General features: G+C 40.6%; 13 protein-coding genes and 1 pseudogene. 6 read left to right on the top strand and 8 right to left on the bottom strand.

From position 1 onward, the window contains the following. Window positions 1-25: 25 nt before the first annotated feature. From wrbA to AWV70_RS03640, 3 genes and pseudogenes are all read right to left on the bottom strand, one after another. Window positions 26-637 carry an NAD(P)H:quinone oxidoreductase gene (wrbA, locus tag AWV70_RS03635; protein WP_060204492.1) on the bottom strand — a complete coding sequence of 204 codons (612 nt, stop codon included), beginning with the start codon at window positions 635-637 and terminating at the stop codon, window positions 26-28. Between the two features lie 200 nt (window positions 638-837). Continuing rightward, window positions 838-933, bottom strand: a pseudogene (locus AWV70_RS24330) (ring-cleaving dioxygenase); the annotation flags it as partial. A gap of 93 nt (window positions 934-1,026) precedes the next feature. After that, complete coding sequence (locus AWV70_RS03640) at window positions 1,027-1,482, bottom strand: MarR family winged helix-turn-helix transcriptional regulator (protein ID WP_060204467.1); 456 nt, start codon at window positions 1,480-1,482, stop codon at window positions 1,027-1,029. 473 nt (window positions 1,483-1,955) lie between these two features. Between AWV70_RS03640 and AWV70_RS03645 the strand changes: the two genes are divergently transcribed. After that, entirely contained in the window at window positions 1,956-2,276 is a 321-nt protein-coding gene (locus tag AWV70_RS03645; protein ID WP_060204470.1) for a winged helix-turn-helix transcriptional regulator, read from the top strand. A 62-nt stretch (window positions 2,277-2,338) separates the two neighbouring features. Here AWV70_RS03645 and cdaS read toward each other — a convergent pair whose 3' ends face one another. The 5 genes from cdaS to allW all read right to left on the bottom strand — a co-directional run bounded on the left by cdaS (window position 2,339) and on the right by allW (window position 8,651). After that, on the bottom strand, window positions 2,339-2,959 hold the full coding sequence (cdaS, locus tag AWV70_RS03650) for a sporulation-specific diadenylate cyclase CdaS (protein ID WP_060204472.1): 621 nt from the start codon (window positions 2,957-2,959) through the stop codon (window positions 2,339-2,341). A gap of 180 nt (window positions 2,960-3,139) precedes the next feature. Beyond that, window positions 3,140-4,378: an allantoate deiminase gene (gene allC / locus AWV70_RS03655; protein WP_060204474.1), complete on the bottom strand. Its 1,239-nt coding sequence runs from the start codon at window positions 4,376-4,378 to the stop codon at window positions 3,140-3,142. A 46-nt stretch (window positions 4,379-4,424) separates the two neighbouring features. Next, window positions 4,425-5,693 (bottom strand): MFS transporter, encoded by a 1,269-nt coding sequence (locus tag AWV70_RS03660; RefSeq protein WP_235588538.1) that lies wholly within the window; start codon window positions 5,691-5,693, stop codon window positions 4,425-4,427. Window positions 5,694-5,750: 57 nt separating this feature from the next. Then, on the bottom strand, window positions 5,751-7,082 hold the full coding sequence (locus AWV70_RS03665) for an allantoinase (RefSeq protein ID WP_060204476.1): 1,332 nt from the start codon (window positions 7,080-7,082) through the stop codon (window positions 5,751-5,753). A gap of 138 nt (window positions 7,083-7,220) precedes the next feature. Next, the gene (allW, locus tag AWV70_RS03670; protein WP_060204478.1) at window positions 7,221-8,651 is read right to left on the bottom strand and encodes an allantoin permease; all 1,431 of its coding nucleotides are present in this window, start codon (window positions 8,649-8,651) and stop codon (window positions 7,221-7,223) included. 405 nt (window positions 8,652-9,056) lie between these two features. On the opposite strand from allW, the gene AWV70_RS03675 reads away from it, so the two are divergent. From AWV70_RS03675 to AWV70_RS03695, 5 genes are all read left to right on the top strand, one after another. Beyond that, window positions 9,057-9,440, top strand: a complete 384-nt coding sequence (locus AWV70_RS03675; RefSeq protein WP_201024310.1) for a RidA family protein — start codon at window positions 9,057-9,059, stop codon at window positions 9,438-9,440. Window positions 9,441-9,663: 223 nt separating this feature from the next. Continuing rightward, window positions 9,664-9,999 (top strand): 2Fe-2S iron-sulfur cluster-binding protein, encoded by a 336-nt coding sequence (locus tag AWV70_RS03680; protein WP_060204482.1) that lies wholly within the window; start codon window positions 9,664-9,666, stop codon window positions 9,997-9,999. Between the two features lie 237 nt (window positions 10,000-10,236). Continuing rightward, window positions 10,237-11,220, top strand: a complete 984-nt coding sequence (locus tag AWV70_RS03685; protein WP_060204484.1) for a ring-cleaving dioxygenase — start codon at window positions 10,237-10,239, stop codon at window positions 11,218-11,220. A gap of 19 nt (window positions 11,221-11,239) precedes the next feature. Beyond that, on the top strand, window positions 11,240-11,833 hold the full coding sequence (locus tag AWV70_RS03690; protein WP_060204486.1) for an NADPH-dependent FMN reductase: 594 nt from the start codon (window positions 11,240-11,242) through the stop codon (window positions 11,831-11,833). Further along, window positions 11,803-12,771, top strand: coding sequence for a hypothetical protein (locus AWV70_RS03695; protein ID WP_153009890.1), 969 nt, complete (start codon window positions 11,803-11,805; stop codon window positions 12,769-12,771). Before AWV70_RS03690 ends, AWV70_RS03695 begins: the two co-directional genes overlap by 31 nt. Window positions 12,772-13,770 lie beyond the last annotated feature (999 nt).

Below are 13,770 nucleotides of genomic sequence, written 5' to 3' on the forward strand. Positions count from 1 at the left end.
CCTGGACAATCCCTTCAATAAATTCTTATTCGTTTCCTTTTTTAACCCACTCTGCAACTGTAACTGTGCGTTTTGCTTGGTACTTAACAGCCGCTTGCACATCCTCGATCATTTTGCCGTCTTGGCCGACTGTTACACTTGTCCCGTAAGGATTTCCGCCTGCTCCAAATAAAACTGGATCAGTATAACCAGGAGTTGCAATAATAGCACCCCAGTGCATCATGGACGTGTATAGGGATAGCAATGTAGCTTCCTGGCCGCCATGTGGATTTTGTGCAGAAGTCATAGCACTTACTACTTTATTAATCGTCTTGCCGCTCGCCCATAGCCCGCCTTGGATATCAAGGAATTGCTTCATTTGTGATGGCATATTTCCAAATCGAGTCGGTACACTGAAGATGACCGCATCTGCCCATTCAAGATCCTCTGATGTAGCGACTGGAACGTCTTTTGTTGCGTTAACAGTGGATTTCCAAGCTTCGTTTCCATCGATTACTGATTGTGGAGCTAGCTCCTGTACTTTTAATACTCTTACTTCAGCACCTGCTTCTTTTGCTCCTTCAGCTGCCCATTTTGCCATTTGATAGTTTGTTCCGCCCATGCTATAAAAAACTACTGCTAATTTTACATTTGTCATTTTTTCTGTCTCCTTTGTTTTTCCAAATAGTTTAGATAAAAAACTCATTTTCACACCTGCTTCTTTTAATTTATAAACCTTATAAGAATCAGCTGCGAAATTTTTTCAGTACAGCACTATTCTTATAATTACCCTCTGGGAGAGATTTTATTCCCCTGTCGGCTTTACGATTTTCCTGAAGGGAAGAGTGACGATTACTCTAAGATTCCGGCGTAAACTCCCACATTCTCTTGTGGATGCCCGACAATCGCGGTGACGTAGTGGATGCCACTTGTTTTGTCGTTACTTCGTTTCACTCTTTGTTAAAGAGTTATCAACAAATCTTCATATCATACCCCATTTATGTCAAACTAATAAATGTTGAATTCGAGATATCGGATTAAAAAAATTTAAATGTTTTGTGCATGATAGCCTAATTTTTTCAGCTGTTCGATCAAAAGTTCTTTTTCTTGAGCATTCAATCCACCACAAATTTCTTTCATTGCCGCCTTATGCTTTGGAAAGACATCGCTCATCAATTCATATCCTTCTAGTGTTATAGCAGCATACGTGATACGACGATCTTTAGGACAGGGTTTTCTTTCGATCAGCTTTTTCTTTTCGAGTTTATCTACAACGTAAGTAATGCTGCTGCTTGCAATCAATACTTTTTCGCCGATTTTTTGTATCGGCTGGTCCCCTTTATTGTAGATCAGCTCTAGAACGGAAAACTCGGTCAGATTCAATCCCAAACATTTTACATCCTCTTCTGCACGCTTTTTTATTTCTTGCAACGCCCTGGATAGGACAATAAATATCTTTAGCGACAAATCTTCTTCGTAACATTCAATCGTTTGACGATCCATGCAACCATTCCTTTTTAATTATCTTGAATTCAAGATAATAATAGTATATCCTTTTGGACCTGTCAACTAATGCTGTCAGCTCGTACCAATGGAAAGCGGAAGTTTCTCTCGATTGATCTGATCCAATCGAATCCCTCCTTACTTATTTCGAATCAGCAAGTCTATCTATATAAAGAGATCGGTTACTTTTAGTAACAATCGAACTTCATAGTCGAATAATATACTCTAGGTTACTTTTAGTCAACACGAATGTGTCGAATTTGTTAAAACTTCTACAAACCTATACTTCTCAACTTGATAAAAGCCAATATCGTAACTTAGCCATTAAATTAAAGGAATTAAATCCGTGTACAACTCCTATTAATTGGGTTATACTAAATAATATATATAGAGAACAACGATGAACGGCTTGAATAGTTGGTTATTAAAAGTACTATGATAATAAATAACGTACAAACTAAGGGGTGAGAAATTTGGAAGAAACAAATCATCAACCACATCTATGTGACAAAGTGGAACATTCTTATCAATTAATCGGGAAGAAGTGGATAGGTCTTATTATCCACTCACTACTCGACGAACCGAAACGGTTTAGTGAGATTCATGCTTATATTCCCGATTTGAGTAAGCGCGTGCTTAACGAACGGATAAAAGAACTTGAGGAAAGCGGCATTATTCTCAGGAATGTCATTACAGACCGTCCTGTACGAGTCGAATATTCCTTAACAAGAAAAGGGAATGAATTGGGGAAAGCCCTTAAGGCTGTAGAGGCATGGGCCGAAAAATGGTTATAAGGTGCTAACATACAGAAGGGAACATGTCGCAATGACATGTTCCCTTCTGTATGTTAGTGCAATCAACTAGAACCGTAAGTCGTTACAGGATAAAGGGTTCCATTTAGAGCAAATGAGACCTTCCCCGTCTCCTCGGATACGACGAGTACAAGGGCATCACTTTGTTCAGATAAACCTAACGCCGCCCGATGCCGCATGCCAAGTTTTTTATCTCCAGCATTTCTGCCTGACAATGGAAGGACATTCGCCGCGGAAACAATAAGATTACGATTGATCAAAACTGCCCCGTCATGAAGTGGGCTCCCTGGGAAAAAAATTGATTCCAATAAAGTATGGGACACTTCTGCCTGTATAGGAATGCCCGATTTTATCAAGGGCTCAAGTGGATTTTCCCTCTGGATGACGATTAAGCCACCATGTCTCCTCTTCGACATGTTTTGTATGCAAATTGACAACTCCGGATATTTGTCCGTAAAAGGAGATAAATAGCAATTTAAATAAAATGTAGCGGCCTTCATCTCGACGTCCAAAAATTCTTCTTTAACTTTCTCGAAATCGCTAAGCAGACAATCATTTTCGTTACCGATTGCTTCTAAATTTTTCTGTAAGGTTGCTATGATTTCACGAATATCCTTTTTCAATATTTCTTTCATCGGTGAAAAATCACAATTTATTTGGTTCATTAGGATGCACCTCCTTAACCATTTATCAGCCACCGCTTGTTCTTCAGTTTGTATCAATCCATTGAATTTATTCATGCTGGACGAGCCCAAACGTCTTCAGGATTTCATCAACATCAAAAAAGACGTAGAAAAATCAATGACTTTTCTGCGCCTCTTCGGGAGATTACTACATATAAATTTTCATTCCATGTAAGCCAATGCATACAAGGAGCTCATCAATGCTTGAACACCCACTGCCAATTGTTCCGGGCTTGTATATTCCAAAGGATTATGACTGATTCCTTCACGACTCGGCACGAAGATCATCGCTGTCGGCACGACTGGCGCAATAATTTGTGAATCATGGCCTGCACCGCTATGCATCACTTTATAATTGAATCCATTTTCTTTCGCTTGTTTTTCAATGGTTTCAACGATTTGTTTATCCATAGGAATCGGATCCTCATCCATCCACATATCAATAGTCGTCTCTACACCTGAATCAGCCGCAATCCTCTTGATGATCGTTGTCAGTTCCTCCGTAAACTTTACGAGGACCTCTTTTTCCGTATGCCGAACGTCAAATGTAAATAACGCTTCCCCTGGAACAACGTTTACGGTATTCGGTTTTACTTCAATTTTGCCGACTGTCGCAACGAGTGGATCACCGTATTCTTTCGCCCTGTTGATGACCCCATTAATCATTTGGCTAGCGGCAAATAAAGCATCTTTACGATACCCCATCGGCGTAGTCCCTGCATGGTTTGCGACACCCGTCACTTCGATCGTAAAACGCCGTTGTCCGACAATGCTATGAACAACCCCTATGTCTTTTCCTTCCTTCTCCAACACATTTCCCTGTTCAATATGGATTTCAACAAATCCTTTCAAATCATTGCGAAATGTATTTGATTCATCTCTAAAATTAAAACCGGCTTTCCTCATAGCCTCCACAAAAGGAACATCGTTAAAATCCGTTATGTCTACAACATCTTCTTTCTTTGCGATACCAACGAAGTTTTTCGATCCCCAGAAAGCATAAGGGAAACGGCTTCCTTCTTCCTCTGCAAACGAAACGACCTCGAGATTACGGAGAGGCTGGCCATATTTTTCTTTTAAAAGACGGATGGCTAAAATGCCCGCCAAAATCCCAAATGCACCGTCCAATTTTCCCCCATTTTTAACGGTGTCAACATGTGACCCTGTTAAAATGGTTTCATCTTTATACGCACTGCCCTCTAAACGGCCGAATAAATTTCCGATTTCATCGAAACGCGTCGTCAATCCGTCCTCTTGCATTAACTTTTCCAGTGCTTTTTGCCCTTCAACCCACTCTTTTGTATAAAGTAAACGGGTAACGCCTCCCTCAGGATCTTTACCGTATTCCGCTAACCAACCTTCGAGGTGAGCAATTTCACGTGTTATAGTATCCACATTCATCCGCCCCTTTTGAATTTTTAATATAAATCATTTTACCTTTACATGTTTATGCATCCATCGCTGTTGCTTTAGGTCCTTCTTTAAAGAACATCATCAGAACGAACCCAATGGCAAGCACAATGACCGCCGAGTAAAATCCTGCAGTCATGCTGCCTGTTTTATCAGCAAGGTAGCCGACAAACCAAGGTGCGATAACCGACGAAATCATACCAATGAAATTATAAAGACTGAAGGCGATCCCATACGCCGATTGACGGACGTTTTCAGAAACAGATGCAATCAGCAACGGATCGAGCGCAATCTTGCCAAATAGTCCATAAACCAATAACGCTGTGATCAGCAAGGCCGTACTATGAACATACACGGTTGCCCATAATGCGAATGCCGCAATGGGAATGAGCACGAAAGCGAAAGGCTTCTTCCTGCCTAAGCGATCTGATATATAACTTGCTACAAGCGCCCCTGGTATGGAAGCCAATGGAACCAAGGCAGATATTAAACCGACCTGACTGCCGTGGAAACCTCTTTCTGTCTCCAAAAACTTCGGCAACCATGTGACCACGACCGTAAAGCCGTAAATGGAACAAAATAAGACGAGGAAAGTAATGAGCAGATTGCGGTTTTTGAGCAATGAAATCACAGAAATCTTTTCTCCATTATGAGCCGTCTTCTCTAATTGTTCCCTTTCTTTTACGGTATCCGGATTTTTTTCCTTAACTAATGCCGCAATGAGGAGTCCGACAAGAACCGTCAGCACCCCAAAGATATAAAAGGGAACAGTCCATTTCATTCCCATATCCAAAACTAATGTACTCGATAAAATAAATCCGAAGGCGATTCCGATTCCTGATCCGCTGTTAATAATGGCACTGCCGACAGTTCGATGCTTTTCCGGAATCGCTTCAGACGACAGGGCGAATTGCGGCCCATAATAGGTTGCGGAAGAGAGCCCCGCAAGCGCACGAGCTACCAAAAAGCCTGTGAAGCCGGCCATAAGACCACTGACGCCCGTTAAAATCCCATATAAAACGAACCCGATGACAAGTAATTTTTTCCTTCCGAATTTATCACTGAAAGCTCCGGCTGGGATTTGTGCAATCGTGTACGTCAAAAAGAATATACTGTTGACGAGCCCAAGCTGGGAGTTATTCAGGTTATATTCCAAACCGATATTATCTAAAATGGGATTTAAGAAATATTTATTAGCATTAATGAACATCCACCCTAGCGTGAATGCAAAAACTACTTTCCACCAATAGGGAATCATGAATTTCCCTTTCTGTTGCAATTGAGGTCGTGCTTCCTTTGACGCCACAGTAACAATTCCCCCTCCCCTTTAACAGGTATTAAAAAGCAATATCCCACCAATTTTTTATTTTTGTATTGGTTGTCCGTTTTCGAACACGATCTCTCCGCCTACAATTGTCGTCTTCACATTTCCTTTGAAAGTCCTGCCGACGTAAGGTGAATGCTGATGACGGTAAAACAGATCTTCCTTCTTCAGTTCAAAGCTTTCGTTCAAGTCAACAAGAGTCAAATCAGCGTCATAATCAGCTGCAATCGTCCCTTTCGTTGTCAGTCCGAATATCTTAGCAGGGTTTGTTACAGTTAGTTCCACAATTTTCTCCAATGGAAGATTCCGCTTGAAATGCCCTTCCGTCAAAAGAATATTCAGCATGGACTGAGCTCCCGAAATTCCTCCCCATCCATCAAAAATATTATCCGATATCACTTTCATCGACGCCGGCGCCGGGGAATGGTCGGAACCGATCGTGTCGATTTCTCCGTTCGCGACTGCTGTCCATAAATCATCCACTTCTTCTTGGTCTCTTAGTGGAGGGGCACATTTTGCGAGGACGCCTTGCTCTTCTAAATCTTTTATGGTCAATGACAAATAATGTGGGCATGTTTCAACTGTTATATCGACGCCTCTTTGTTTCGCATCATTGATCACTTCCACGACTTTCCGGCTGCTTGCATGCACGATATGAAGTTTACAGCCTGTCAATTCTGCATAAGAAAGAATTCTTCGTACCGCTTCAATTTCCGAAATGACCGGACGCGATTCGACATAATCTCTTGCCGTAACTCTGCCTTGACCGATTCTTTCCTCTGCAAGCTGTTCGCACATAACCGTACTTTCAGCGTGAACGGCTAAAAGGGAGCCCAAGGATGCAATCTCCCTCATTCCTTTATAGATTGTTTCATCATCTACATTGTGGAAGTCATCAATTCCACTCGGCGACATGAATGCCTTGAATCCGATAACGCCATTTTCATGAAGATCCTTTAAATCGGCCAAGTTTTCCGGCACAAGGCCGCCCCAGTAATATGGATTCACGATGGATTTTTCCTCTGCCAATGCACGCTTCATTTCTAAATTGGCTTTATTGATCGTCGGAGGCGTACTATTTAGCGGCATATCGAAAAATGATGTTGCTCCACCGGCAGCTAAGCTTCTGCTCCCCGTCTCTAAACCTTCCCACTCTGTTCTGCCTGGCTCGTTAAAATGGACATGAGAGTCAATGACACCCGGAAAAACATGAAGGCCTTCTGCATTTAACTCCTTGACCGCCGTTGCTTCGAGCGGCTTGCCGACAGCCACTTCAATAATCTTTCCGTTTTTGACGGCGATATCTCCTTTTTCTGTTGAATCTGCCGTCACAATCGTTCCATTTTTAATGATTAAATCGTAATTTTTCATGTAAAACCCCTCCAGATTTGAATTAATTTTGCTTCCCCAAAGGCAGAATAGCCACCATATAGCAGACATAAAGCCGATGTCATAAAAACCCTCTTGCAATGGATATGGATAAACCCTTATGTCCAGCTGCTTTTGCATTCATTCGATTGCTTTACTTCTTCGCAGATGCAGTATGCTATAAAGGATAAACGCTGATATGATACCAACAAACCACGACATATCATAAAGCGGCTTAAAGAACGGGACAAAATTACCGATCAGGCAAAGCAAACCTGCAATCACTAGTGTTATGATCGCATTTTGATTAAATCCGTTTTTAGAGTTGTATTTTCCATTCTTCGAATACAATTCACCCAAGTTTAGTTCAGTTTTTGAAACTACAAAATAATGGGCAAGCATCACACCCGTGATAGGGGCTAATAAACCACCAATGATATTCAAGAATGTAAAGATGCTTGTCGCATTCTCCATCAATTTCCAAGGTAGAACAAGCACCCCAATGACAGCAGCGATTGTTGCTCCCGATTTAAATGTAAGCTTTTTTGGGAACAGCGATGCCAATTGGTAACCAGCAGGGACAATATTCCCCGTCACGTTCACCGATAAAGTCGTTAAGCAAAGTGTGAGGACTGATATCGCAATTGCAAACGTACTGTCAAATCGGGCAACGACATCGAGCACATTCCAAATAGGTGTACCAAACGCAATTTCAGACCCTACGATAATCGAAATGCTGGCGACAGCAAACAATAAATATGTCACAACTAAACCGACTGTTTGTCCAATCGCCTGGCTCTTTGTGGATTTGGCTAATCTTGTGAAGTCAGCTACATTTACCATCGGAGCTGCCCAAGCAGCAATGACTGCAGTGATTGCCGCTATAAAGACGACGACTGGATTGCCACTGACGCCAGTACCTGTATAGGCCAAAATCGGGCCAATCCCTCCAGCTAATTTAATCGCCCAAATCGCCATGCCACCAAAAACAATGTACACAAGCGGGGAAAGAATATTTGTAAACTTCCCCAGAAAATTCATACCCCCATAAATTAACGCAACATTGAAGAGCCAAAACAGCAAAAATGAAATTAGCGCCGGCAACGACAACCCTAAAAGGTTCCAATCCTCGCCTAATGTCAAAAATGACGGCCAAAGCTTGGCGATTAGTATGGACAAGGCTTGGCTTCCTGCATATGTTTGAAAACCAAACCACATGATTGCAGCAATTACCCCTCTCAATACCCCTGGAACCATTGCACCTTTCGTTCCAAAAGATGCTCGGATCAGCATAGCAAAGGGCAGTCCGTATTTAGACCCCGCCTGCCCATTTAATACCATTACTACCGATATAATAATGGATGCACTCATAATTGCGGCGAAAACTTGCCCAACAGACAAACCTAAAGCAAATAGTCCACCGATAGCAATATAGTTGGGGATATTATGTACGGAACCCATCCATACTGTCGCAAAATTTCCGATGCTCCAATTTCGTTCTTCCGGCTTTGTCGGTAAAATATCGTCATTAAAGCCTTCCTTTTTTAATTGCTCTCGATTGAGTTCCTCCAATCGAATCTCCCCCCTGATCAGGTTGAATGAGCATTTTTGTTCCTTGAACAAGTCCATTTCGCCCTTGTATGTTCTACTGAATCGCTTTTATTATTCATCAACGTGCGAACTTGTTTTCTTTATTATGTGCCTCATCTTTCTTCTATATCCAATAACCTCGGCCTTGCAAACATACATAAACGATATTCGCCGACAATAGGAAGTTCGTATGATGAAAACACTCAAATTCTATACAAAGGGTAATGATTACGCTATGATGAGAGATACACAACTTCTATAAACGAAAAAACAACGGGAACAATCAAGGAATTCAACATTAACGGTTGCAGTTAATCTTGGATTGCTTGATTGTTCAAATTTATTCTTACATTGGACAATCAGCTCATAAATAAAGGAGGAATTATGATGGCAAGAAAAGCTTATGAAGTAAAGGGCTCCACAGCATCAGGTCCATATTCGGCTGCGGTAGATGCAGGCGATTTAGTTTATTTATCAGGGCAAACTGCAATGAATTCTGCTTCGGCGGAAAATATGGCAGGTGACATCGGCGCGCAAACAGAGCTGTGCTTCGATCTTTTATTTGAGGCGTTGGAAGCAGCTAATCTCACCCCTGATGATGTTGTAAAAGTGAACGTATATTTAACGGATATGAATAATTTCTCCGCAATGAATGAGGTATATGCAACGAAGTTTGCTAAACCATATCCTGCGAGGACATGTGTAGCCGTTTTAGCATTGCCACTGGGTGCAGACGTGGAAATCGAATTGATTGCAAAGAAACCTAACTAATAGATAAGGGTTGTCCATAAAGATAGGGAATCTATCTTTATGTGACACCCTTTTTATATTGCCATCAGGTCAATCAAGCATTTGTAGTTATACCAACTACAGTTTCTCTTTGCGCAATAGCAGCCCTCTAAAATATTCATGCTTTTCATGTCTTAAGGATTCCAAGTATGTGAATAACTATAGTCAAGGCCAGTTGGAATTACTAATTTCGAGGTGGTGTAATATGCCTTACGTGACTGTAGTTGGCGGAGATACATTTGAAGTTGAAATGGGGAAGAAGCTAGTTTTGGCATTGGAGGACAACGGTGTAAATATCCTTCATCGCTGCGGAGGGAATGCCATATGTACGACTTGCAGGGTAGAGGTTTTGGCAGGTGATTATTTAGAGGTGACTCATAAAGAAAAGAATGCCTTTGCGAATAAAGGGATCGACGACCTGTTAATTGATGATTGCTTGCGTTTATCTTGTCAAATACGTGTGGAAGGAGATATTACTGTCCGACCAATCATGACGGTCGAAAACAGTGGAAAACCCGCGGGTCCAAGGCCAGTTGACTAATTAGGAAATCATGAAGGTCCGCATAAACGTATTTTACCGAAACCTTCATGTTGTTCGTGCTCATTCACTGTTACACAAAATTATTGACGTAAAATAATGAGCATGTTATTATTATCTCGAATTAAAGATAATTTAATATAAACCGACTCAATGAGCCTAGCTAACGTTAGTTGAAGAACTAACAATTTTTTTAACTATGTATCTTGGATTCAAGACAATTTCAAGGAGGAAACTGATATGAATCAATTAAAAGGTATTCACCACGTAACAGCCATTACGAGCAGTGCAGAGAAGATCTATGATTTCTTCACATATACACTAGGTTTACGCCTAGTAAAGAAAACTGTGAACCAAGATGATATTCAAACATATCATCTGTTTTTCGCAGACGATGCAGGCAATCCAGGTACAGACATGACATTTTTTGATTTCCCCGGAATTCAAAAAGGAGTACACGGAACAAACGAGATTTCAAAAACATCTTTCCGTGTACCGAGTGATGCAGCATTAGCGTATTGGGTGAAACGCTTTGACAAGTTTGACGTGAAGCATAAAGGCATCCAGGAGCAATTCGGTAAAAAGATCCTGTCATTCGTGGACTTTGACGATCAGCAATACCAACTCATTTCTGATGAGTTCAATGAAGGAGTAGAATCAGGAACACCATGGCAAAAAGGGCCGATTCCTTTGGAGTTTGCGATTACAGGGCTCGGACCCATCCATATCCGTACTTCTTACTTCGATCACGTAAAAGAAACATTGGAGGAAGTATTTTTAATGAAGGAAATTGCACAAGAAGAATCATTCCACCTCTTTGAAATGGGCAAAGGCGGCAATGGTGCTCAAGTAGTCGTTGAATATAACACTATACTGCCAGATGCGCGACAAGGATTCGGCACTGTCCACCACACAGCATTCCGTGTAGAGGACCGCAACGAAATAGAGGCATGGCAAAAACGTCTGCAAAGCTTCCAAATGCCGAATTCAGGCTTCATTGACCGTTATTTCTTCGGCTCATTATATACAAGAGTCGCACCTTCGATTCTGTTCGAATTGGCAACGGATGGCCCTGGGTTCATGGGCGACGAGCCATATGAAACGCTTGGCGAAAAACTATCGTTGCCGCCATTCTTTGAAAACAAACGCGAGACAATCGAAGGCCTTGTACGACCGATCGACACAGTTCGCAGTACAAAGAACATTGAAAAAGAGTACTTGTAAAGATATGGAGTTTTAAGAGATGAAACTTTTTGATAAAATTTTTGGATCTAAACAACAGGAGGAACAACCAATGACAAATTTAAATATCGGTATTATTTTAGGATCAACTCGTGATGGACGTGTGAGCCCACAAGTTGGTGCTTGGGTAAAAGAATTGGCAGATCAACGCGGAGACGCTAACTATACAATAATTGATATCGCAGATTACAAATTGCCGCTGCTAGGCGAGCCGGGAAGCGACGCTTCAGGCGCGGCAGCATGGTCAGAAATCGTTGGAAAACAAGATGGATTCGTATTCATCGTTCAAGAATACAACCACTCCATTACCGGTGCTCTTAAAAACGCATTAGACTTCCTTCGTGAAGAATGGAACAACAAAGCAGCTGGCATCGTATCGTACGGTTCAGTCGGTGGCGCTCGTGCAGCAGAACATTTACGCGGCATCTTAGCTGAACTATCCATAGCGGACGTTCGTGTTCACCCAGCTTTATCCCTATTCACTGATTTTGAAAACATGACAGACTTCAAACCAGCAGAAATACAAGCTTCTTCAGTGAATCAAATGCTCGACCAAGTCACCCCTTGGGCTACAGCATTGAAAACCATTCGATAATCATTCTTACAATCGATCCAACATGTGCATTGTACTATGCACATTTTGGTTTTATTTTACCTAAAATGAAGAAACTATTCACTCTGCTTTTGGGAGTTTTACTTGTTTTCACAACAGTTTCGCCTTCTGTTTCCAATGCCGCTGGTAGTACCAATCTGAACAACAACAACGAAGTATTTCATGATGAACTTGGTAACAAAATAGAATTAGAGTATATTGACAACGAATTTGAATTACGTGTCAACACATATGTAAATGGCATGTTGACGGATTATTCAATCGCAAAGAAAACCAAAGATACCAATGCAACTAAAATAGTAAATTACATTTTGGAAAATCCAATTCCAAAAACATCTTTAAGCACTCTAAATCAGTCTAATTACAAGTTTGCAGATATTAAAACATACAATTTAGAAGAACTTATAGAAAAAGTAGAACCATCAATCACACCTGATAAGATAGAAACAAAAGCAGTTCCTGGGGGAATGACGTGGGTTAAATCTGGGAGAAATGGATACGATCCTTATGTCGGTCATTTGTATGTTGAAAGCACTATTGTGAAAACTACGAAATACATGTATGACTGGGCTACAGGAGTAGCGATATCAGTAATTGCTACCGCTATTACAATAGTGTGGGGAGCTCCAATTGTAGCAGTTGGTGTTTTATTAGGATCGTTAGGAGTCACCTTTGCATCGAGCAAGATAACTACTCCATTAAGTGGGTGGTATGATGCTTATCACCATAGTGATCAGTACCTTGTAATCGTTAATGATGTATGGGCGCTCTGGCATAAAAATGATTGGTATGATGTAGTTTACTACAACGATAGGAATGGTAAACGAGAATCAAGATTTTCACCTCAATCAAATTGGAAACACCCGGATGATATCATTTTGTATGGAATACAAAGATACAAAATGGGAGGAAACAATTAAACTATTTTAATGATCTTCGTAAAAAAAGGATGGCTTCTTTGGAAGTCATCCTTTTTATATCTTTTTATTTATTCGTGAACGTCGTTTTGAAAAAGTCTGATGTACTTTCCGGTAATTCATCGACGTTTAAAACCTTTAATTTTGTAGTTCCCGGAGTTGTTTCGATAAAGATAGATTCGGAACCATCCTCATATTCCAGTATGGTGAACTGTCTAATTTTTGACGGTTCTATTTTACTTTTAATATTTTCATATACTTCAATGTTAAATTGGTCTGCATATCCAGCGCTTGAAAGCTTTCTTGCCTGATTATAGTTCTGTGAATTATTGATGTACTGGTATAGTTCTATAGAGTTTTTTGGTTTATTAAAAGAAATATTATAAAGAATACCTAGTAAAATAATCAGCAGTAACAACGTAATTATTATTTTGTAATGTATAACGCCTAATTTAATAGGATACCCTCCTTTAAATTTCTATCGTTTAAAACTAACATACATACTCAGCTTACTTTTGTCAATATTTAAAAAATTATTCGTTTAGAGTGGAAAGAATTTAACAACCTCGTGTTGAATTATCCAGAGAAAAGTTTATTCGTCAAAGGAAGAGCATTTTCACAAATAAACATAGGGTACTTCCCAACTATCAAAGTTGATGAATCAACATGTATAAAGGAAGGGTTGAGTGATTACGGAAAATAAGAGCAGAGCCATTTTTGACCTTTTGGAAGATATATTAGTGGAGGTAGGGCAGGAAAACAGAAGTGAAAAAACACCGTAAGAGGAAAAGTAAATGTATCTAGTCAGGGTGTCCTGTTCCCATTTATTTATAGATTACTGAGGAAAGTTGTTTTCTTAAAGGTGACGAATTTACAGTCCCTCTAGTTTAATTCATGAGCTTTTTTGCTTTTAACCATATTCAAACATGATATATACTCGCCAAACCGCCACTGGCGTCGCCACAATCCCCATCAATCGAAAGAAGAATGAACGATCGACAA

The organism is Sporosarcina koreensis, assembly GCF_001531445.1.
GTDB lineage: Bacteria > Bacillota > Bacilli > Bacillales_A > Planococcaceae > Sporosarcina > Sporosarcina koreensis_C.

Coding starts and splice junctions, on each gene's coding strand:
- wrbA (WP_060204492.1), bottom strand. CDS start 637: ATGACAAATGTAAAATTAGCAGTAGTTTTTTATAGCATGGGCGGAACA.
- AWV70_RS03640 (WP_060204467.1), bottom strand. CDS start 1,482: ATGGATCGTCAAACGATTGAATGTTACGAAGAAGATTTGTCGCTAAAG.
- cdaS (WP_060204472.1), bottom strand. CDS start 2,959: ATGAACCAAATAAATTGTGATTTTTCACCGATGAAAGAAATATTGAAA.
- allC (WP_060204474.1), bottom strand. CDS start 4,378: ATGAATGTGGATACTATAACACGTGAAATTGCTCACCTCGAAGGTTGG.
- AWV70_RS03665 (WP_060204476.1), bottom strand. CDS start 7,082: ATGAAAAATTACGATTTAATCATTAAAAATGGAACGATTGTGACGGCA.
- AWV70_RS03675 (WP_201024310.1), top strand. CDS start 9,057: ATGGCAAGAAAAGCTTATGAAGTAAAGGGCTCCACAGCATCAGGTCCA.
- AWV70_RS03680 (WP_060204482.1), top strand. CDS start 9,664: ATGCCTTACGTGACTGTAGTTGGCGGAGATACATTTGAAGTTGAAATG.
- AWV70_RS03685 (WP_060204484.1), top strand. CDS start 10,237: ATGAATCAATTAAAAGGTATTCACCACGTAACAGCCATTACGAGCAGT.
- AWV70_RS03690 (WP_060204486.1), top strand. CDS start 11,240: ATGAAACTTTTTGATAAAATTTTTGGATCTAAACAACAGGAGGAACAA.